Consider the following 20,803-nt stretch of genomic DNA (forward strand, 5'->3'; position numbering starts at 1 on the left):
CGACAAGCTTCGGGATGTTGATGTCGATCTCCGCCACCAGGATCGCTTCGGATTTTGCAATGTCACCGCATACGGTGGTGACATGCCGGGCGGTGAAGACCTACTTCGCCACCGATGACCTGGAATCACTGCACGGCCAACTTCGCGAGGTTCACTGATTTGGAGCGAACCGCGCAACGGCACGCCCACTAAGCCAGGAAATCGACCAGCAGTTTGACGTTCAGCGCCGCAATGATGATTGCAACCAATCCGGCGATGGCCGTCAGCCAGCGTGGCGCCACAAGCGCGCCCATCTTGCGCTGGTCCGCAGTGAACAGGACCAGCGGAAATACCGCGAAGGAGAGCTGCAAACTCAGCACCACCTGCGTCAGAATCAGCAGCTTCGCCGTGCCGCCGTCGCCATAGAAGATCGTCACGCCGGCCGCGGGGATGATGGCGATCCCGCGTGTGACGAGGCGCCGCAACCACGCGGCCAACCGGATATGAAGGAACCCTTCCATGACAATCTGGCCGGCCAAGGTCGCCGTGACGGTAGAATTGAGACCGCAACACAAGAGCGCGACACCGAAAAGCGTCGGTGCAATCGCCATGCCGAGAAGCGGCGCGAGCAGATTATGCGCTTCGCCGAGTTCGGCCACCTCGGTTCGACCAGTCGCATGGAAAGCGGCGGCTGCCAGGATAAGGATCGAAGCGTTCACCAGGAGCGCAAACATCAGGGCGACCGTTGAATCGATGGTCGCGAACTTCAGCGCTTCGCGGCGTTCCTCGAGGCTTTCTCCGTAGGCCCGCGTCTGCACGATACCCGAATGAAGATAGAGATTGTGCGGCATCACCGTCGCACCGAGGATACCGAGAGCGAGATACAACATCTCGGGATTGGTGACGATCTCGGTCGTCGGAGCGAAGCCGCGGATGACCTCGCCCCAGTCGGGATCCGCCAATCCGATCTGGACCGCGAAGCAAACGGCGATGACCGCCAGCAATCCTATGACGAACGCTTCCAGCCAGCGAAACCCCAGCCTTTGCAGATAGAGGATGAGGAACACATCGAGCGCGGTGATGGCGACGCCGATTTCGAGTGGAATGTGGAAGATGAGGTTGAGACCGATCGCCGTGCCGATAACCTCGGCGATATCCGTCGCGATGATGGCGATCTCGGCGAGCAGCCAGAGCATATAGGCAACAGGACGTGGGAAGGCATCCCGGCACGCCTGCGCCAAATCACGACCGGAGGCGATGGCGAGCCGGGCCGTGAGGGATTGGAGAATGATCGCCATGATGTTCGAGATGAGAGCGACGACAAGCAGCGTGTAGCCGAAGCGCGAGCCACCGGCCAACGATGTCGCCCAATTGCCCGGATCCATATATCCGACGGCCACAAGATAGCCTGGTCCGAAAAACGCAAGCGCCCGCCGAAACTGCGATGCGTCCTTTCGAACGGCGATCGTTCGGTAGACGTCGGAAAGGGAGACGCTCCCACCCGCGTGCAGCCACCCCTCGCGATGCATGTCCATTGCAACACCCTCATCTTAGAACGCTAATGCAAATCATTCGCAGATAGCTTTCGTTGACGCAAGAGGTCTGCTTCCGCTTTAGGCGCAAGCAAATCGATGTTTGCGAGCACCAACCTGAACGCAGCAACGGCTCGAATGGGCGTTGAAAGGATTGAAGCCTACGGGATTCCAGCCCTGTCCAGCCAAGCGGCAGGATCGCTTTAGCCGGCTGCGGCATAAGACCCGATTATCGAACTTCCGATATCGCGCGGCTCTAAATTTGGATTGCGTAATTTGCCCCTGCCAGCGGGCCATGGTAGTTTGATCGCATAGTTCATGCCATTTTTGAGTGCAGATATTTATTGATTGCCGCTTGGCCGGACGCGTTGCCACAATGCGAAGCACGCCAGGCGAACTATTGAATTTCATGACGTTTGTTCGTCCGGCCTCAGCGCTGGATGGCCCATCCATAAGGTGTGCTCATGTCCGGTTTTCCGAACGTTTCAGCAGCAGACTATCTCGATACTGCCATTCGCAACGCCTCCAACCTGGTTGTTTCCGGGAAAAGAGGCCTTGAGCGGCGCACCAACGCGTGCAGGCAACCGCTCTCGCCAAGCCACGAAAGAATAGAAAAGGCGGTTGATGCGGCACTGGGTGACTTCATCCCCGCACATGAAGTCTACAATGATATGCGCAGGGCCGCCCTGGAAGCGATCATCGACAATCACCTGTACAAGGCGGATCCGGTCACAGATCGCGTAAGGCTGGAATCGGTGGCGCAGACAATCCAGGCCAAGCAGCCGCGCTTCCGCAATCCGGGCAAGGAGCAAACAGTCGAACCGGCACTGATCGCCGGTCTCTACCGGCAGGTAAAGGATCTCCCGCCCTTCGCGCTGGCTGGCCATCGCTGGGAGCAAACAAAACTTGACGGAAACACGGCCGGAACAGTCCGCGGCCATGAGTCACCGGCAATGATCCTTGCCAACCCCATCAGCAACGCCATCATGCCGGCGAGCCCGTACTACAACGACCTGCGCCAGACGTTCTTTGATCTTGTGCGCACGAAAGGGGCGGCAGTCAAAAACTGGCTCCAGGAAGAAGCCAGGATTCGCGAAGAAAAGCGCAAGCCGGGTGCGCCGCGCTTCATCAAGAACGAATTCTTCTATCACAACAAGAATGCAATCGAGGACTTCGACAAGCTCCTGTTGCCTCACAAAAAGGCGTTCGAGGCTGAAATTCCGCCATCAAAGCCGATCAGTCCGGAAGCGCTGGTCCGCATCGGCAGATTGATGGTGGCCCACCACCGCAGCTGGGTTCCGATACGCATCCCGCCACAGGACGGCCAGCCGATTGCCAAGATCCCCCGGCTGAACTTACGCGACACGACGAATTCCGTACCGGACAAGGTTCCGCCGGGCATTGCCGAAGCCTCGAGGCATTTTCAGCCGGACATCGCCGCCGACCGGCCGAAAGCTATCGGTTTCAGGGATCGGCTGGTCGAACAGATCGATTCCATCCTGCCCCCAACCGCCAGCAACTTCAGCAAACGGCTGCAGCTGGGAAAGAGGATTTTTGCCGCCCGCGAAAAAATGCTGTCCGCAAACTCGGCCGAACAAGCCTATCGGGCTGCCCTGGGCAATCCGGACGCCAAGAAGAACGAAGCGACCAGCCAGCACCAGCAAACCATCCGCGACATGGCCGAGACCTGCGAGCGCTTCGTGGCCGCCTACGAGGGCAGAGATCCCGGATTCGGGCTCGACGCGGAAAGCGCCGGGCCGGCCGCACCGGTCAGACGCCTTGGCAAGCAACGGATGACGGCCAATCTGAACGGCCTGAAGAAGGCTGGAGCCGATGAACAACAGTTGCCGATCGCAGCCTTCTTCACATCGACGAAAAGGTCTCGCGCCGAAATGGAAAGCCAAACAGGTGAGCCGGCAACGAAATCGCCCGGGCGACCGCAGGCCGAGACCGCCGGCACCCCATCGCTGAAAAAGCCTGCGCTGCTGGACCTCCGCTCCCGCGAGGATGAACGCGGCCTCAGACGCTGACGCGGGCGGGGTCAGGCGGCACTGCAAGCATTGGTTACTGATGCTGCGCCTGAATTTCGAAGAAGATGGCAAGTGCGGCTGAAGCGAGCTTGCGCCCGAATGCACGGTCGCTCTCGAACCCGAGCGGATCGAAATGCGCGCGCGCCCTTTCGATGAGCCTTAGCGGCATGATCCGCGACGTCTGGATGATGCCGCAGACTTCCGGCGCGACCGCCTCGGTATAGGTCTCCGGCAGATTGTCGAGATCGCCGTTTTCCAGCAGCACCTCATAATCGTCCAGTGCGCGGCGCAGGATCATCTGCAGCGATTTCGCCGGCGCATATTGCCGGCACAGGCGTTCGAAGCTTTTCGATATGCCTCTGGCCGGCAGGGCTGCCGAGAGGAACACCTGGATCTTGCCTTCCTCGCTGCGCTTGCCGATCACCTGCTGCTTTTGCCGCTTGGCGATTGGCCGGCCAATGTCGGGAGCCGCCTTTCTTGATTTCTTCTCGGCCGATTTCCGGCGCGAGCTCGTGTCTGCTTGAGACACTTGCGGTGGTGACACTTCCGCCGTCATCGCGACCGGTTCAGGCCCCGGGCTTTCCACCGGATGAACCTCCGCCAGCGGGTCCGCCTCCGGTTTGGGGGTGGGCGGAAGAGGAATATCTACCGCGACGGATGCGATGGTTGTCGCGGCAACAGGCACGTCTTCCGTATGCGGACGCGGCTGCAAAGCCGATGGATCGCGCACGGGATCGTGCGGCGTCACGGAAGGCAGCAGATCCGACCGGTGAGCGGCCAGACTCCGCGCCTCCTTGACGGAAAGCACAGGTTTGCGGATTGCCACTTCAGCCTCCCAGCTTCAGGTCCACAAAGCTGCGCATGACGTGGAGCTCATCCATGGCGGTGGCATAGTTGCGCATGGGCAGGCGCAACGCCGCCTTGCCCTCCATATTGGCGAGGGCAAGATGCATCATGCCCCGCTCCTTCATCGCCGCGAACGCGTCACGCTCATGCATCGGCTTGTCGAATTGCGGCAACACATTCAGAAGGTCCGAAGAGGCCTTCTGCGATGACGTCAGCCGGCCGACGGGGATGCGCTGGACCAATATGGCCGTCGGGATGTCGATGGCCTCATTGACGAGCAACTCGATAATGTAGCGGTAGGTTGCCAGTGCTTCGTCGATGTCGAGCGGCGTCAGCATGGAAGGAACCAGCAAAAAGTCGGAACTGGCGATGATCGTATTGTTCAGCTCGCTTGAGCCGCCATGCGTATCGGCCAGCGCAAAATCAAAACCCTGCTTCTCCGCACCGTTGTAGGCAGCCTCCAGAAGCCCGATGTCGTCGGCAGCAAAGACCTCGCAGGTCTCGTCCCATGTATCGCTCTTGAGGGCGTTCTCCTTCCACTTGCTCAGCGGCCGGTTTTCGTCCGCCTCAAACAGCGCAACGCGGTAGCCGAGCGAAGCCCAGGCGGAGCACAATCCCATCAATGCAGTGGTTTTACCGGCGCCGCCCTTGAACGAGCAGCAAGTCACGAGTTTCACGATTGAAATCCTTAGCTAATGAAAACATTTGAAAAATCGAAGTTTTGTAAAAAAGGGCATGTGTAATAATGTGCAAATGTATGCCTGCAACAGCCTTTCGTCAAACCGGAAATAATGGCGTTTTGCAAATTTCTGAAACACGCCGTGAACTACAACTGTAAGAAATTGCTTTTGACGAACTGGCGAAACTGCACTATGATGTAGTCATATATTTGGTTTTTATAGTCGTTTTTTAAATTCATTTCAGCGGCGCCTTTTCCAGCGCCATCGATATTTAAGGCTGTTTCAGATGACCGATAATTCCGGCGTCCTCGACGCTTTTGCTACCGTTTCCCGTACCCAGCGCCTCCCGAAAAAGATTGATCCTGCCGGTTACAAGGTTGTGAGCGTTCGCCTGCGCGAGGGCGAATTTGCCACCCTTGCACGCCAGGCAGCCAAATGCGGCATGAGCAACAACATGGCGTTGAGAGTTGCCGCGCGGCGCATCGCCGGTTTCATCGAAATCGATGCCGCCACCCGCGAGGCGCTGCAGTCCATTTCCACCCGCATCGGCGAAATCTCCTCCAGCATCCGGCGCATCAGCCATCTGGCTCCGGGCCGCCCTGGCTTCGACATGGAGCAGTTCATGAAGGACCGGGCCGCCTTCGGGCGGGAGTTCGTCGAACTCGACGGTCACCTGCGCTCGCTGCTCAGCCTGTCGAAGCGCCGCATCGATGGATGCGCGCTGCTTCTCGACGAGGCCTCAGATTGACGAGGTCGCGCCATGTCCGCAAACGCACCCGGCATTCGCCCCCAGGCCATCGTCAAGGTGGTGCCGCGCGGCGGCACGGTCAATGCGCACCAGATCCGCCGCCAGATCTGTTACATCACCCGCAATGGCACCATCCCGTTCCGCCGCTCCGACCGCTATCTTGATGCAGCACCCGCAGGGATAGACGAATTCGACCGCATCTCTGTCGACTGGGCCCGTCATGCAGCCCGCTATCCACTGCGCAACCGCGCTGATGGCACGCAGCGCGACCTCACCACACATATCGTGGTCAGCCTTCCGCGCAACACGCCGCACCAGCTCGCGGAAGAGACGATGCGTGACTACGCCTATGAAATGTTCGGGTCGGGACGCAACGGCGGCCAATGGGATTATTTCACAGCCTTCCACACCGACCGCGAACATCCCCACCTGCACATCGTCGTCAACCGCATGTCGCACGAGGGCCGCTGGCTGAAGATTTCCCGGCGTGATCCGTTCATGAACTATGACAACATGCGCGCCGTGATGTCCGACGTCGCACATTCCCGCGGCATCAATCTGGATTCCACCTCTCGCGCCGAGCGCGGCATCATCGAGCGTCCCGTTACGTTTGCCGAATATCGCCGCCGCGCCCGCGACCGGATTTTCCTCTATCCGCAGCCCACGAACAACACGCCGGTCGAGCCGGATGCCATCATCGGACCAAGCCGGACCGGCGCAATCCATCGGCGCAATGCTGCCGAACACGGCATTGCCGAACGCGCGGCAGCCATTCAGCGCGGCTTCGTCAATGGACAGGATTTCCAGGCTGCCCGCCAGCGTGGCCGCGACATTGCCGCCGCAGCCGCAGCCCGCGCCCGCCAGCTTTTCCCCGACCCGCAGGATGATCTTGACGATGATTTCGGCGGCGGCGGTGGCGACAATAACGGTGACGATGATCCGGATGATGATGACGCAGGTGCGAACAACAATGGCGGCCCGGCCGGGAACGGAAATGGTCAGAACAACAATGGCCAAGGCCAGGGTCAGAACGGCCAGGCCCGCCGCCAGCGCGCGCCGCAGCAGCGCAGCATCATCGAAACCCGCGCCCAGCGCCGGGTCCGCGAACAGCAGGAGGCTGCCCGCGCACGGGTGGATGAACAGCGCCGGGCGCGCGCGGAGCAGGCCCGCGAGGCCGAGCGGCGCCGCCAGGCAAGAGAAGCTGCACCGGTCGCCCGCACCCGCGCCCAACAGCGGGAGCTCGATACGTTGAACCTGCGCTCCGGCACGCGCATCGACCGCACCGGACGGGGGCGCACCAACCGCAATGATCACGACCGGTAGCCATGGAAGGTGAAGCACGAATGGGTGAGCCCCCATGCCGAATTTGAATGAATTTGAAGAAGCAGAACGCAGACGAATTTCAGAACATGAATTGTTTAATTCAGAGGATGACGAAATCATGCCAAAGGCAGAAAAAAAGGCCCGCACCGCAACCCGTGAAACCCCTTATCAAAGGGAAAAGGCGCGACTGGAGAAAGAGAAAGCCGAGCAGGCCGAAAAGACCCGCGTGCAGAACAACAGCCGCGCTGCCCGTGCCGCACGCCGGGCAGGTCAGATGGAGGGCGTAGAGGCTACTCCGCAGCCGCCTGTCGAACCTGCACCGCAGGCCCGGGAAACCGCACGGCAGGCAAATGCCGCCGACGAAGCGCGGCGTATGGAGGCTGCGCTGCAAGAGCAGATCGCCCGCGACAATGCTGTCCGGGATGAGCGCCGGGCTTCGACAGCCCCTGGCATTGAAATGGATCATGATGCCGATATCGCCGCCCAGTTCGCGGCAGACTTGGCTGCCGCCGACGTTCGGGCGCGGGAAGCACAGCGTTCCTCCCCAGACATTGACGAGCATGCGATCCAGGAAGAGCTGGACCGGCAACTCCAGGAAACGGTCGCATCTGAAGCGACGCAGGCGCAGGCCCGTGCGGACAATTTGCGCCTTCGGGAACTGGAAGCGGAAAACCAGGCCCTGCGCAAAGCAGCCGAAACGGCAAATCAGGAAAGGCTGGATGCAGTCTCCGAGCGCATGGCGGAAACCACACGCGCCGATGATGCAACCGCGGCAAGCCAGCAGCTCGCCAAGCAGCTCAGCCAATCCAACTTTGAACGGGAATTCGCCGTCAAGCGTGCACAGGATCTCGAAGCCGGCAATGCCGAATTGACAGTTCGCCAATCCGAGCTGGAACGCCAGTCCGACACGACGATCGCCATGGGCAAGACCAGCATCGAAGCGGCAAACCGCGCCCGTCAGGACGCCGAAACCCGCGTCAGCCGGCTGGAAGGCGACAACCAGGTTTTGCGCCGTGAACGCGACGAAGCCGTGAAGACTGTCGGAGAGCGGGATCAGCAGCTTGCCCAGGCTGGGGCCCGCAATGAAGCTCTGGCCAGATCGCAGGCAGCGGCGAAGCAGGCTTCCGATTTGCGGATAGCTGATCTGGAACGCCGCAACCTCGAACTGGTCAGTACAGCGACACAGGCTGATCTAAGCGCCACCACAGAGAAAGCAAACCGCGAGGCGACCGAACGCGAGCTTGTCAAACGTGATGGCGAACTCAGGACAAACAAGGAGAGCCTAGCTGCTGAAAAAGCCGCGCGCCAGCAGGCTGATGCACGAGCTGGTGATCTCGACGACAAGCTGAAAGCCGCCAATGAAGCTGCGGCCCGCGAGAAGGCGGGTCGCGAGGCGGCGGAAAGAGAAGCCGCCAGCCAGAAGAAGCTCGTTGGCGAACTGTCCGGCGAAGGTGACAAGGCCAAGGCTCTGGAAACTGCGCGCCGCGATGCAGAGACAAAGGCCAAGGATCTTGAAAGCAAACTGCAGTCGGCAATCGAGGAAGCCGCGCGCGAGAAAGTGGGTCGCGAGGCAGCGGAGAGAGAAGCCGCCAGCCAGAAAAAGCTCGTCGGCGAACTGTCCGGTGAAGGTAACAAGGCCAGGGCTCTTGAAACGGCGCGCCGCGACGCAGAAGCAAAAGCCAAGGGTCTTGAAAGCAAACTGCAGTCGGCAACCGAGGAAGCCCAGCGTGAAAAGGCTGCCCGTGAAGCGTCTGAGAAGAATGCGCAGGACCTGATCGCCAAGAATGATCAACTGACAACCCAGGCGAAGGAGGCCACGCAAGCTCTTGTCCAGACCGAAGAACGGTTGAAGACGATGCGTGACCATGACGGTGATTCCGAATTGCGAAAGCAACTCGAGCAGGAGAAAGACGCACGCCAGGCTGCCGAAGCGAAACTGGCCGCCACCACCGAGCGCATGATCGATCAATCCAAGGCCGCCGCCACGGCACGGCGGAACGAAACGCAACAGGCGGCGCGTGATGCCGAACGCATCGTCCGCCTTGAAGCCGAGTTGAAGACCGCACGGGAAACGCCCGACCCGGACAAACCCATCCCCAGCGTCGAAAAAGATGAAACGGGCAAAAATACCGGCCGTGCTGCAACGGCGGCCAAGGACGACGAGTTTGGCCTGGACGATATCAGTAATGCGGACTTCGATGCAGCGGTCGCCGCCGCCGAGGCAAAGCAGAAGCAAGCGGCAGCGGCGAAGGCCAAGGACGATGAATTCGGCCTGGACGATATCAGCGTTGCGGAGTTCGATGCGGCGGTGGCCGCCGCCGAGGCTTCACGGAGCACTCCGGCGCCCGCCTCGCGCGAAGGCTCGCCCGCGCTGGATCCGGCCCATACGGTCAAGGGCAATGTCTGGTACCGCGCCGGCAAGATGTATGTGCCGGAAGCGCAATACGACAAGATGCTGAAGGCCGGTGTCAAAGTTCCGCTGCAAACGGACAAGCCTGCCCGGGAGGTTCTTCTACAGACCCCCAATGGTGATCTGCATTCCCCGAAAGCGTATAAAAGTGCCCATGGCGCAGCCGCTTTCGAAGCGCGCGCGAAAGCCGAAGGGCTTGATCCGAAGATTGCCGCCAAATGGGCAGCCAAGGATCAGACCCGCCCGGAAGTTCTGGTGAGACTGAAGAACGGTAATCTTGTCGATGGCAAGAGCCTGGAAATCGCAGCCGGCAAGGCAGGACTCGCAGGCAAATTCGGCGAAAAGAATGTCTTCATCGAAAACCAGACGACGAAGATCGAAAACGGCCGGGAGATCAAAAGTGGCACCGGCAACTATCGCCGCGCCGACAATGCCATCGAGCATGCGCGCGCCGCCGGTAGCACAGTAAAGCTTAACCAGCGGCTCGACACCATGCGCGTCAGCCCGCAGCCGGAAGGCCGCGCCTCACGCAGTGCAACGCCGGCATCCAACCTCAGCACGAACCGCAACGCTTCGCCTTCGACACGCGGCACGACACCAGAACGGGCTGCACCGCCCGCCCAGCAGCGCAAGCCGATCTTCCGCAACGGAAAGGTGGTCGCAAGCGTGCCGGTAAATGGCAACAATGGCGGCGTCAAGCGGTTGAACCAGCGCCCTGCGACCGTCCAACCCCGGCAGAATGCTCAGGCCGACAATCGCTACGATCGTGGCGGCAGTCAGCCACCCGCACCGGGCTACCAGCGGCCCGACCAGGGCGGCGCGCACAACCGCCAGACCAGTCCAACGACCACCATCAACCTCACCGTCAACGGTGCGGTCGGGCACGGCACAGCGACGCCCAATGTCGCCGCCAATGCCCCGTCGCAGACCAAATATTCACCCAAACTCGATGACCGCCCCCGGACACCAGATCCGCTCGAACGCAACTGATCAAATCGCTGCGAAAGCGCGAAAGGAGTAAATCATGTCAGACGCATCCGATGCGGCCCCGGTGGCCAACAAAAAACCGAAAACCAGCAAGCGGGAAAAACTTGCCGCTCGCGAGGCGAAGAAGACTGAAAAGAGCAAAACAAGAAAGGCGGAGCGCACCGAGAAGAAAGCCGATGGCTGGGAGCGCAAAGGTCGCAATTCCAATGGCCAGAAAGCGTATGACTTCAACAGCAACACTGCCAACGGCAGTTTTGTCGCCTTCGATGAAAACACCGTCAACGCTTCAAGGCGCGTGAAAGGCGCCTACAAGGAAGAGATTGCCCGCAACATGGATACGGGCGATGCCGCCCGTTCGCGATCCTGGGCCGGCGGTATCAAGCGCAAGACCGAGTACACCGAAGAACGGGTCGACAAGGAAACCGGCCAGCTTGAAGACGTTCGCACCCGCAAGGAAAAGCAGAATTTCGCCGCGAGCAAGAATATCGACTACAAGGAGAACGGCGCCAAGACCATCGAGCGCGGCACCCGCAAGGGCATGTTCTCGATCACGTACACCAACAATCCAGATGGCAGCCGTTCGTTCAGCGGCTTCAAGATCGGGCCCTTCAAAATCAACCGATCAAAGGGCGAAAATGGCGCAAAATCCTTCGAGGTCAGCTTCGGCAAATCCTTGTCCTATTCGACCTTGACCGAAGCGAACGGCAACAGGACACGAAACTACAATATCGGCAACATCTACGCGAACTCCACCACCGTAAATTCAAAAGGCGAGCTTGTCCGTTCGGAAAAGACCTATTTTGGAAGGCGTACCAAGACCATCGAAAACACAGCGGACGGGTCGACCAAATACACGACCAAGGGCCGCAGCGTGAATGAGATGAAGCGCGACGGCCTTGATGAAAACCAGATCAAGGACGCGATCAACGAGGATATCGCTGCTGGTAAGGTCTACAGGCTGAAGCGCACCAATGAACGCGGCGAGGTCACGCGCGACTACAATCGCCAGACCTACAAGGGCAAGACATCCGACTACATTGCCGGCGACAGGGATACGAACGATGTTTCGCGGAAGTCCAGCGGGTGGGGCCTGAGCAAAACAAGCTCGCAAACGCTTTCCAGCGAACAGCGCGCCGCCCGCAACGAGCGGCAAGAGCAGCTTGAACTGGAATCGATAACCTCCTCGACACCCGGAGCCTTCCCGTCCGATCTTAGCCCTGCCGACAGGAGGATGAACCGCAACGCCTCTGCTTCGTCCAAGGTCGCCCAGGTCAAGGGTGTGGCCGATGCCAAGGGCACTGATGCGAAGTCGGTAAGCTCGGCAGCATCGGACAAGAGTTCAATCGCCTCATTCGCCACCGCTGCGGGCAATTCCGTCAGAAGCATGGTTTCGGGCAAGGGATCTATCGACTCGTCTGCCACATCCAAGACAGCACACAGCAATGCCTCCTACTCAAGCACGGCAACGACAGCGACCGCGAACTCGCAGACCAAGTTGCAGGCCAAGCTCGACGAGCGTTCGCGCGGCCGCGAAACGCCCAGCGTATCGATGGAGTGAGGGGAGGATCGCATCATGAACCAGACCAACGACAACAGGCTGACGACGCTCGTCTTCGCCGTCATGCTTTCGCTCGTCCTCGGGCTGTTGCTCTCAAGCGGCTATGTGACGTTCCGTGATGGATTCGACACCTATGCGCTGAAAAACTTCAGCCTGTTGGCTGCCTGGCAGGAAACCCCGTTCGTGGCCGGTTATGTCACGGATGCCTTCATAACCTGCTTGAAAATCCTCGCCGGTTCTGCCGTTGCCACCACCGCGGTCGTCTTCGCCATCCTCTACCTGAGGGGCGGCGATCACCACGGCACGGCGCGCTGGGGCAGCTATTCCGAGCTTGCCCGCGCCGGCTATATCCGGCGCTACCACAAAGTCTCCGGCCCGATCTTCGGCAAGACCACCAGTCCGAAGCGCCGCGGCAAATACCTCACCAATGGCGACCAGCCACATTCGCTCGTCGTTGCTCCGACCCGCGCCGGCAAGGGCGTCGGCGTCGTCGTGCCGACATTGCTCACCTTCAATGGCTCGATCCTTGCCCTCGACGTCAAGGGCGAACTGTTCGAGTTGACGTCGCGCTCGCGCCTGGCGCGCGGCGACCGGGTTTTCAAGTTCTCGCCGCTTGACCGCGAAGGGCGCACCAACAGCTACAATCCGATCCTCGACATCGTGAAGCTGCCGCCGGAACGCCGCTTTGCTGAAACCCGCCGCCTCGCCGTCAACCTGCTTGTCCCCAAGGGCAAGGGTTCGGAAGGCTTCATCGACGGCGCGCGCGATCTGTTCGTCGCCGGTGTGCTCGCCTGCATCGAGCGCGGAAACCCAACCATTGGCGCCGTCTATGACCTCTACACGCTGCCTGGCGAGAAATACAAACTGTTCGCCCAGCTTGCCGAGGAAAGCGAGGTGCCGGAGGTCAAGCGTATCTTCAACAACATGGCGGGCAATGACACCAAGATCATCACTTCGTACACGTCGGTGCTGGGCGATGGCGGCCTGAACCTCTGGGCCGATCCGCTGATCAAGGCAGCGACCACGACGTCGGACTTTTCGATCTACGACCTGCGCCGCGATCCCACCTCCATCTTCCTCGTCGTCTCACCGAACGACCTTGAAGTCATCGCACCGCTGGTGCGCCTTTTCTTCCAGCAGGTTGTTGCCGTCCTGCAGCGCGAGATGCCCAAGGAAGATGAAATCTTTGAGGTCCTGTTCCTGCTGGACGAATTCAAGCATCTGGGCAAGCTCGAATCCATCGAAACGGCCGTGACCACGATTGCCGGCTACAAGGGCCGCTTCATGTTCATTATCCAGTCGCTCGCTGCGCTCACCGGTGCCTATGAGGCATCGGGCAAGGAAAACTTCCTGTCCAACACCGGCGTGCAGGTCTTCATGGCCACGGCCGATGATGAAACGCCGCAATACATTTCCAAGGCCATCGGCGACTATTCCTACAAGGCCAAATCCGTCTCGTGGAACCAGACCGAAATATTCAAGGCGAACATCCAGAAGTCCGAGCAGGGCGCAACACTCATCCGGCCCGAACAGATCCGCCTCCTCGACGACCAGACCCAGATCGTCCTCGTCAAGGGCAAGCCGCCACTGATGATGCCCAAGGTCAAGTATTACGAGGATCGCATACTCAAGACGCTGTTCGACAGCCAGACCGGGCCCCTGCCCGAGCCGGAACCGCTGAAGGCTGTCACCGAGCCCGCCTCGTTCCTCGCGGCATTGACCGGAGAGGAGCCGGCAAAGCGCGGTTCGGCTCATGATCCGAACGATCTGCAAATGGACCAGGAGCCGGAAAACGAGATCCGCATTCAGCCACAGGCCGAGCAGATCCAGGCAGCGTTCGAAGCGGAAGATTTCGCCGATGCGCACGACGATGTTCAGGAATTGCAACAGCAACGCATCGCGCGCGAAGCCTTGCAGCAGCCGGAGTTCGAAGACGAGCCGCAGATCGAGTATGAAAAAACCGCGCAGCAGGCCCTTCTTGAGCGCATCATCGCTGTACAGGAGCGCAACCGTGCCCAGGGTATTAGCCGGTAGGTCGCACGATCCCGCGCGGCGGAAAACCAGCCCTCAGGTGCCGGTCCTGACGCCCGGCAACCCAAAGGCCTGTTGGAAATAGCTGCGGAAGGCGAGCATGGGGGGCGTCAGGGCATTGCCGCTTCGCCAGGCAAGGCCGACATCCATGCCGGGTATCGGATCCTTGATGTTGATGGTCTCGATGCGCCGTCCCTCAAGCGACCATGGCCGGTGCACCATGTCGGAAAGAATGGCAACGCCCTGGTTGTTGGCGACCATCGAGCGCACCGCTTCCACCGAAGAGGTCCGCAGGATCACGTTCGGCTGATACTGCGTCTTGCTCCAATATTTGAGCGAGGACTGCGCCGCCTCGTCCACCGTCAGCATGATATAGGGTTCTTCCGCCACCTCTTTCAGGCCGACGCCGTCCTTGGCGAGCAGAGGGTGCCTGGCCGGCACCCAGAGCCGGCGCATTGAAGTGAGGAGCGTTTCCGTCGCCAGCATGGGATTCTGGATGTTGGAGGTCAAAAGGACCGACAGATCATAACGGTTGGCGAGCAGCCCCTCCTCGATCGATTCCCGGTTGATCTCGTAGAGCTGGACGCGCAGTTTGGGAAAAAGCCGCCGGATGCGCTCGATATGCATCGGCAGGAAGTAGCCGATCACCGTGTAGGTCGCCGCGACGACGAGCTCACCCTCGACATCGCTGTTGATGACGTTGAGATGCATGGCCTCGTCGATCTTAGAGAGGATCTCGTAGGCATGCGACAGGAACTGGCGTCCTGAGGAGGTCAATTCCATGCCTTGTGCGGCGCGATTGAAGAGGGTTACGCCAACGGTCTGCTCAAGTTCCTTGATCGCCGCCGTGATCGCGGATTGAGAGATATTCTGTTTGATCGCCGCCTGCGAGACCTGACCGAATTCGGCCGTGGCGACGAAATAGCGAAGCTGCCTAATACTAAGAGACATAATCGATAGTCCTAGGAATTCAGAATTTTGCATCGCAAAATCAGATACTGCTGCGCACATAAACGGCATTTTCCAGCTTAAATTTCAGCCACTTTGCCTAAGTAGCTGTAAAAAAAGCGCTTTCCTATATCGCCGAGAGGCAGATGAAATCTGATTTTCCGATATCGTGATTGAAAAAATTCTATTTTTCAAGCCGTAAGAATGCGCCTACCGTCAGTGTCACATCGGGAAACCTCATCGCCAGAGCATGTCTCACATTAGGAAGAGGGCGTATTTTGAAGGACACTGTCGACATCAATTGCGATATGGGTGAGGCCTTCGGGCGCTGGCGCATCGGTGATACCAGCGACGAACAGCTGTTTCCCCATATCAGCTCCGCCAATATCGCGGCGGGTTTCCATGCCGGCGATCCGAACCTGATCGACGAGACCGTCAAGCTCGCCATGCAATATGGCGTGGCAATCGGCGCCCATCCCGGCTTCAACGACCTGCAGGGCTTCGGCCGCCGGAAGATTGCCGGCAGCAGTCGCGAATTCGTCAACGACATTATCTATCAGGTCGGGGCGCTGCGCGAATTCTGCCGTCGCCATAACACGACGATCCAGCATGTGAAGCCGCATGGCGCACTCTATATGGAGCTTGCCGCCAACGCCGACTTCTCAGCCGCCTTCGTAGAGTATATGCGCACCGCCGCTCCGAACATGCCGATCTTCTGCATGGGCATTTCCGAGACCTACAGAACGGCAAAACTGCTCGGCCAGCCGATCGTGCGGGAATTCTACGCCGACCGCGACTATGACGACAGCGGCTCCATCGTCTTTACCCGGGACGCGGGAAAGCCCGATCCGAAGGCGATCGCCAGGAAGGTCGTGCGGGCCTGCGTCGAGGGCCGGGTCAAAACCGTCAGGGGCACGGACATCACCGTCGATTTCGAATCCATCTGCTTCCACTCCGATACGCTCGGAGCCCTCGATATCGTCGGCGAAATGCGGGAGGCGCTCACCGCCGAAGGCATACGCATCGCACCCGTGTCCCAGATCCTGGAAAGCCACGCTGACCAAGTTCTGGAACGCCAATAATCGAACCCAAAAGGGGAACATCATGAGCAAGATCGAAATCAAATCACCGCTTCCCGGCACGTTCTACCGCGCATCTTCGCCGGATACGCCACCCTTCAAGGCCGATGGAGATGCGGTCGCCAGCGGCGACGTGATCGGCGTCATCGAGGTGATGAAAACCTTTCATGAAATCACCGCCCAGGATGCGGGCACGAACATCACCTTTCTCGTCGATAACGAGGAGCCGATCATGCCGGGCCAGGTCATTGCGGAGATCGAGCAATGACGATCCGATCGGTTCTTATCGCCAACCGTGGAGAAATCGCGGTGCGGATCATTCGGGCGGCCAAGGCACTCGGGATCCGGACCGTGCAGGTCCACAGCGCCGCCGATGCCGAAATGCTGGCGGTCAAACTCGCCGACGAGGCGGTCGATATCGGCCCACCGGCGCCAAAGAAGTCCTACCTCAACATCGAGGCAGTGATTGCGGCCGCCAAGGCCGCGAAGGTGGATGCCGTTCATCCGGGCTACGGCTTCCTGTCTGAAAACGGCGATTTCGCCGATGCGGTCGTGGCTGCGGGCATGGCCTTCGTCGGCCCGAGCGGCGATGCGATCCGACTGTTGGGCGACAAGGTGTCGGCGCGTGAAGTGGCGGCGAGAGCCGGCGTCCCCACGGTCCCCGGCAGCGGCGGCCGTGTACTGACGCTCGATGATGCACACCGCATCGCCGAACGCACCGGCTTTCCCGTCATGGTCAAAGCGGCGGCTGGCGGCGGGGGGCGCGGCATCCGCATCGTCGAAACGCTCGCCGACCTGGAAAAGCAGTTTCCGCTCGCCTCCGCCGAGGCGGCAGCAGCCTTCGGCGATGGTGGCCTCTACATGGAGAAGGTCATCACCCGTGCCCGCCATGTCGAGGTACAGATTTTCGGAGACGGGGAGAATTTCGTCCATCTCTACGAACGCGAATGCTCCCTACAGCGCCGTCGCCAGAAGGTCTGGGAAGAAGCACCTGCTTTCGAATTGCCCCAGGTCGTGCGCAAGAAGCTCTGCGAAAGCGCGGTCGCGCTTGCCCGCGAGGTCCGCTATACCGGCGCCGGCACGGTCGAATATCTCTATGACGAGGAAACCCGCGAGTTCTACTTCATCGAAGTGAACACGCGCATCCAGGTCGAGCATCCCGTGACCGAGATGATCACCGGCGTCGATCTTGTCCAGGAAATGCTGAAGGTCGCCGGCGGTGCGCCGCTCTCCCTCAAGCAGGACGATATAAAGCCGCGCGGTCACGCCATCGAATGCCGGATCAATGCGGAGGACCCGTTCAAGGACTTTGCACCCTCCCCCGGAACCATAACGAAGCTTGTCGTGCCGGAAGGCAAAAGCGTGCGCTTCGATACGATGCTCTACGAGGGCTACACGATCCCGCCCTTCTACGACTCCCTGCTTGGCAAGCTCATCGTCTGGGGCGAGACGCGCAGCGAATGCCTGGAGCGGTTGGCAAAGACGCTCGAGGGCCTGAAAATCGAGGGTGTGCCGACGACCATCCCGCTTCACCAGACGCTGGCCCGTTCCGCCGCCGTGGCAAGCGGGGCCTTTCACACCCGTTTCCTCGAAGGCTGGCTGGAAACGGACTTCACCGAAACCAAGACCAAAAGCGCGGAGGTCGCCTGATGCCTGCCCGTTACACCTTCGGCGGCGATGAACATCTTTTCATCGAAGTAAGCGACGAGATGTCGCTCGACGCCTTCTTCAAGAGCCTTTCCATGGCGACAGGCGTGCGCGAGAGCAGGATTTCCGGCGTCACCGAAATCTGCCCAGCCAATGCCTCCTTCCAGGTGAAATTCAATCCGGACATCATCAAGCCGGACGACATCCTGAAAGAAGTCAAAGCAATCGAGGCGGCGGCGGAAAAGGCCGAGCCCGTGCTGAAGACCCGAATTGTCGAAATTCCCGTCTTCTACGGCGATCCCTGGACGCACGAGACGCTGATGCGCTTCCGCGAGCGCCACCAGGAACCGTCCGGCACGGATCTCGATTATGCGGCGAAGATCAACGGTTATCCGGATGTCGAGGGCTTTATCGCGGCCCATGCCGGCTCGCCCTGGTTCGTCTCCATGGTGGGCTTCGTTGCAGGCCTGCCCTTCATGTATCAGATGGTGGAGCGGCAACGGCAGATCGAGGTGCCGAAATATCTCCGCCCAAGGACGGACACGCCGCGGCTGACCGTCGGCCATGGCGGCTGCTTCGGTTGCATCTACTCGGTGCGCGGCGCTGGCGGTTACCAGATGTTCGGTATCACGCCGATGCCGATCTTCGATTCCAGCCAGACCACCAGCTATCTGCGCGATTTCATGGTGTTCTTCCGCCCCGGCGACATCGTCAAGTTCAATCCGATTACCCGAGAGGCCTACGACGCGGCTGTAGAGGCCGTGGACAAGGGCACATTCACCCCGCCGATCCGCGAGGTCACCTTCGATCTTCGGGAGTTCCAGAAGGATATCGACGGTTACAACAGCAAACTGGAGGACGTGCTCCATGGCCATTAAGGTTCTCCATCACGGCATCGCGACCAGCGTTCAGGATTTGGGCCGTCCCGGTTATTTTCATCTCGGCATACCGATCGGCGGGGCGATGGATCGCCTGGCGCTGCGCGCAGCAAACCTCCTCGTCGGCAACGACGAAGGCGCAGCCTGCCTTGAGGCCGTCTTCATGGGCCCCAAGCTCGAATTCACCGAGGACACGCTCGTTGCCGTGACCGGCGCGGACATGCCCGCGCTCATCGACGGGGCACCCGTTCCCGGCTGGACCGCCGTCAAGGTCAAGGCAGGCCAGGTGCTGAGCTTCGACTTCTTGAAGTCCGGCGCGCGCATCATCATCGCAGTCTCGGGCGGCATCGATGTCCCCCTGGCGCTCGGCAGCCGCTCGACCTATCCGATCGGTGCGCTCGGCGGCTACAAGGGCCGGGTCCTCGCCGCCGGCGACGAGCTGCCGGTCGGAGAAGGCTCGCTTGCGACAGAAGGCCGGACGATCGCCGACCACCTCCGCCGCAAGCCCGGCACGCCGGCAGAACTCCGCGTCCTTCCCGGCCTCTACTGGGACAGGCTCACGGACGCGGCGAAGCAGAATTTCTTTGCCGACACCTGGAAGGTCGCGCCGGAAGCCGATCGCATGGGCTATCGCTTCCGCGGCGGCCGGAAGATCGAATTCGTTGAGAGAAAGCAGTCCTTCGGCGCGGGCTCGGACCCGTCGAACATCGTCGATAGCTGCTATCCCTACGGTTCCATCCAGATCCCGAGCGGCACGGAGCCGATCATCCTGCACCGCGACGCGGTGTCCGGCGGTGGCTATTTCATGGTCGGCACGGTCATCTCCGCCGACATGGATCTGATCGCCCAGCTCCAGCCCCATACGCCAACCCGCTTCGTCGAAGTGACCATGGACGAAGCGCTTGATGCCCGCAAAGCGCGCGCCGCGCTGATCGAGGAGGTGCGCGCGACATTCCGATAGCCGGCCCGTTCCACACCAATCCATAAAAGGGGAATAACATGCGAATGCTGGGAAAACATTTCGCCGCCTGCACCGCCATTCTTGCGGGCCTCACCGTCACCGCCCATGCCGAGGGCTGGGCACCCTATCCTGCACAGAAAATCGAACCGCCCTTTGCCACCGATGGCAAGGCGGTTGACGTCGACTACACGCCGGTCGAAAAGGCCGAGAAGCCTTGGAACATCTGCGTCTCCTTCCCGCATATGAAGGATGCTTACTGGCTTGGCGTCGACTACGGCGTGGTGGCCCAGGCCGAGGATCTCGGCGTCAAGCTCAACGTCGTCGATGCGGGCGGCTACACCGAACTCGCCAAGCAGATCTCGCAGATCGAGGATTGCGTGGCGGGCGGCGCCCAGGCGGTTGTCATCGGCGCAATCTCGTTCGACGGCCTCAACAATCTCGTCGACGAGATCACGGCGAAGGGCATTCCGGTCATCGATGTCATCAACGGCATCTCCTCGCCGAAGGTCACGGCGAAGTCGCTCGTCTCTTTCTATACGATGGGCTACGAGACCGGCGTCTACCTCGCAAAGAAGCACCCGGCGGGCGGTGAACCCGCGAAAGTCGGCTGGTTCCCGGGCCCGGCGGGCGCCGGCTGGGTCGAGGCCGCGAACAAGGGTTTTCTCGAAGCCGTCAAGGGCTCCGCGCTCCAGGTTCTGGATCCGAAGTTCGGTGATACCGGCAAGGAAGTGCAGCTGAAGCTCGTCGAAGACGTGCTGCAGGCCGAGCCTGACGTAAAGTATATCGCCGGTACGGCCGTCACGGCCGAAGCCGCCCAGGGCCTCATCCGCGAGCGCGGCTTGAAGGATCAGGTCGGTCTCCTCTCCTTCTATATCACGCCCGGCGTGTATGAGGGCATCAAGCGTGGCTTCATCGCGGCCTCGCCTGCCGACTCCATGGTCATCCAGGGGCGTATCGCCGTGGATCAGGCTGTTCGCGCGCTTGAGAAGAAGGAACTGATCCAGCATGTCGGGCCGAAAATCTTCGTGCTCGACTCCTCCAATATCGGAGATGTCGCAAAGGATACCATCCTCCCACCCGATGGTTTCAAGCCGAAGTTCAACGTGAACTGAAGTTTGAACTTGAAACGTGCCCCGGCGGTTTCGCCGGGGCATGGAAGGAGAGAT

At 60.4% G+C, this 20,803-nt stretch carries 16 protein-coding genes; 12 read left to right on the forward strand and 4 right to left on the reverse strand.

The genetic code is table 11. The annotated features are described in order from the left end of the window. Positions 1-188: 188 nt before the first annotated feature. Positions 189-1,514, reverse strand: coding sequence for an Nramp family divalent metal transporter (locus GR138_RS27680; RefSeq protein WP_160862490.1), 1,326 nt, complete (start codon positions 1,512-1,514; stop codon positions 189-191). 461 nt (positions 1,515-1,975) lie between these two features. On the opposite strand from GR138_RS27680, the gene GR138_RS27685 reads away from it, so the two are divergent. Then, positions 1,976-3,541, forward strand: a complete 1,566-nt coding sequence (locus GR138_RS27685) for a hypothetical protein (protein WP_160862491.1) — start codon at positions 1,976-1,978, stop codon at positions 3,539-3,541. Between the two features lie 34 nt (positions 3,542-3,575). On the opposite strand, the gene GR138_RS27690 is transcribed toward GR138_RS27685, so the two are convergent. Continuing rightward, positions 3,576-4,367 (reverse strand): VirC2 family conjugal transfer protein, encoded by a 792-nt coding sequence (locus GR138_RS27690; RefSeq protein WP_338091187.1) that lies wholly within the window; start codon positions 4,365-4,367, stop codon positions 3,576-3,578. A 1-nt stretch (position 4,368) separates the two neighbouring features. Continuing rightward, on the reverse strand, positions 4,369-5,064 hold the full coding sequence (locus GR138_RS27695; RefSeq protein WP_160862492.1) for a conjugal transfer ATPase VirC1: 696 nt from the start codon (positions 5,062-5,064) through the stop codon (positions 4,369-4,371). A 289-nt stretch (positions 5,065-5,353) separates the two neighbouring features. Between GR138_RS27695 and GR138_RS27700 the strand changes: the two genes are divergently transcribed. From GR138_RS27700 to virD4, 5 genes are read left to right on the forward strand one after another with little or no spacing between them, the layout of a single operon-like run. Then, on the forward strand, positions 5,354-5,815 hold the full coding sequence (locus GR138_RS27700; RefSeq protein ID WP_160862493.1) for a DNA mobilization endonuclease VirD1/MobC family subunit: 462 nt from the start codon (positions 5,354-5,356) through the stop codon (positions 5,813-5,815). A 12-nt stretch (positions 5,816-5,827) separates the two neighbouring features. Next, positions 5,828-7,138 (forward strand): relaxase/mobilization nuclease domain-containing protein, encoded by a 1,311-nt coding sequence (locus tag GR138_RS27705; RefSeq protein WP_160862494.1) that lies wholly within the window; start codon positions 5,828-5,830, stop codon positions 7,136-7,138. Between the two features lie 34 nt (positions 7,139-7,172). Continuing rightward, positions 7,173-10,538: a coiled-coil domain-containing protein gene (locus tag GR138_RS27710; protein ID WP_160862495.1), complete on the forward strand. Its 3,366-nt coding sequence runs from the start codon at positions 7,173-7,175 to the stop codon at positions 10,536-10,538. 34 nt (positions 10,539-10,572) lie between these two features. Then, a complete protein-coding gene (locus GR138_RS27715) occupies positions 10,573-12,093 on the forward strand; it encodes a hypothetical protein (protein WP_160862496.1) in 1,521 nt (506 codons plus the stop codon). A gap of 15 nt (positions 12,094-12,108) precedes the next feature. Continuing rightward, the gene (virD4, locus tag GR138_RS27720) at positions 12,109-14,127 is read left to right on the forward strand and encodes a type IV secretion system ATPase VirD4 (protein WP_160862497.1); all 2,019 of its coding nucleotides are present in this window, start codon (positions 12,109-12,111) and stop codon (positions 14,125-14,127) included. 33 nt (positions 14,128-14,160) lie between these two features. Here the strand turns inward: virD4 and GR138_RS27725 are convergent, their stop codons facing one another. Continuing rightward, positions 14,161-15,075 (reverse strand): LysR family transcriptional regulator, encoded by a 915-nt coding sequence (locus GR138_RS27725; RefSeq protein ID WP_160862498.1) that lies wholly within the window; start codon positions 15,073-15,075, stop codon positions 14,161-14,163. A 275-nt stretch (positions 15,076-15,350) separates the two neighbouring features. On the opposite strand from GR138_RS27725, the gene GR138_RS27730 reads away from it, so the two are divergent. Genes GR138_RS27730 through torT form a run of 6 tightly spaced genes read left to right on the forward strand, consistent with a single transcriptional unit; the run spans position 15,351 to position 20,749 of the window. Next, positions 15,351-16,154 carry a 5-oxoprolinase subunit PxpA gene (locus GR138_RS27730; RefSeq protein ID WP_160862499.1) on the forward strand — a complete coding sequence of 268 codons (804 nt, stop codon included), beginning with the start codon at positions 15,351-15,353 and terminating at the stop codon, positions 16,152-16,154. A gap of 22 nt (positions 16,155-16,176) precedes the next feature. Then, positions 16,177-16,419 (forward strand): acetyl-CoA carboxylase, encoded by a 243-nt coding sequence (locus GR138_RS27735; protein WP_160862500.1) that lies wholly within the window; start codon positions 16,177-16,179, stop codon positions 16,417-16,419. After that, positions 16,416-17,801 carry an acetyl-CoA carboxylase biotin carboxylase subunit gene (locus tag GR138_RS27740; RefSeq protein WP_160862501.1) on the forward strand — a complete coding sequence of 462 codons (1,386 nt, stop codon included), beginning with the start codon at positions 16,416-16,418 and terminating at the stop codon, positions 17,799-17,801. The genes GR138_RS27735 and GR138_RS27740 overlap by 4 nt, the downstream gene beginning before the upstream one ends. Next, positions 17,801-18,676 carry a 5-oxoprolinase subunit B family protein gene (locus tag GR138_RS27745; RefSeq protein ID WP_160862502.1) on the forward strand — a complete coding sequence of 292 codons (876 nt, stop codon included), beginning with the start codon at positions 17,801-17,803 and terminating at the stop codon, positions 18,674-18,676. Before GR138_RS27740 ends, GR138_RS27745 begins: the two co-directional genes overlap by 1 nt. Continuing rightward, on the forward strand, positions 18,666-19,637 hold the full coding sequence (locus GR138_RS27750) for a 5-oxoprolinase subunit C family protein (protein WP_160862503.1): 972 nt from the start codon (positions 18,666-18,668) through the stop codon (positions 19,635-19,637). The genes GR138_RS27745 and GR138_RS27750 overlap by 11 nt, the downstream gene beginning before the upstream one ends. A gap of 44 nt (positions 19,638-19,681) precedes the next feature. Next, positions 19,682-20,749, forward strand: a complete 1,068-nt coding sequence (gene torT, locus GR138_RS27755; RefSeq protein WP_420853728.1) for a TMAO reductase system periplasmic protein TorT — start codon at positions 19,682-19,684, stop codon at positions 20,747-20,749. Positions 20,750-20,803 lie beyond the last annotated feature (54 nt).

It is taken from the genome of Shinella kummerowiae, from assembly GCF_009827055.1.
Lineage (GTDB): Bacteria > Pseudomonadota > Alphaproteobacteria > Rhizobiales > Rhizobiaceae > Shinella > Shinella kummerowiae.

Coding starts and splice junctions, on each gene's coding strand:
- GR138_RS27680 (WP_160862490.1), bottom strand. CDS start 1,514: ATGGACATGCATCGCGAGGGGTGGCTGCACGCGGGTGGGAGCGTCTCC.
- GR138_RS27685 (WP_160862491.1), top strand. CDS start 1,976: ATGTCCGGTTTTCCGAACGTTTCAGCAGCAGACTATCTCGATACTGCC.
- GR138_RS27700 (WP_160862493.1), top strand. CDS start 5,354: ATGACCGATAATTCCGGCGTCCTCGACGCTTTTGCTACCGTTTCCCGT.
- GR138_RS27705 (WP_160862494.1), top strand. CDS start 5,828: ATGTCCGCAAACGCACCCGGCATTCGCCCCCAGGCCATCGTCAAGGTG.
- GR138_RS27710 (WP_160862495.1), top strand. CDS start 7,173: ATGCCGAATTTGAATGAATTTGAAGAAGCAGAACGCAGACGAATTTCA.
- GR138_RS27715 (WP_160862496.1), top strand. CDS start 10,573: ATGTCAGACGCATCCGATGCGGCCCCGGTGGCCAACAAAAAACCGAAA.
- virD4 (WP_160862497.1), top strand. CDS start 12,109: ATGAACCAGACCAACGACAACAGGCTGACGACGCTCGTCTTCGCCGTC.
- GR138_RS27725 (WP_160862498.1), bottom strand. CDS start 15,075: ATGTCTCTTAGTATTAGGCAGCTTCGCTATTTCGTCGCCACGGCCGAA.
- GR138_RS27735 (WP_160862500.1), top strand. CDS start 16,177: ATGAGCAAGATCGAAATCAAATCACCGCTTCCCGGCACGTTCTACCGC.
- GR138_RS27740 (WP_160862501.1), top strand. CDS start 16,416: ATGACGATCCGATCGGTTCTTATCGCCAACCGTGGAGAAATCGCGGTG.
- GR138_RS27745 (WP_160862502.1), top strand. CDS start 17,801: ATGCCTGCCCGTTACACCTTCGGCGGCGATGAACATCTTTTCATCGAA.
- GR138_RS27750 (WP_160862503.1), top strand. CDS start 18,666: ATGGCCATTAAGGTTCTCCATCACGGCATCGCGACCAGCGTTCAGGAT.
- torT (WP_420853728.1), top strand. CDS start 19,682: ATGCTGGGAAAACATTTCGCCGCCTGCACCGCCATTCTTGCGGGCCTC.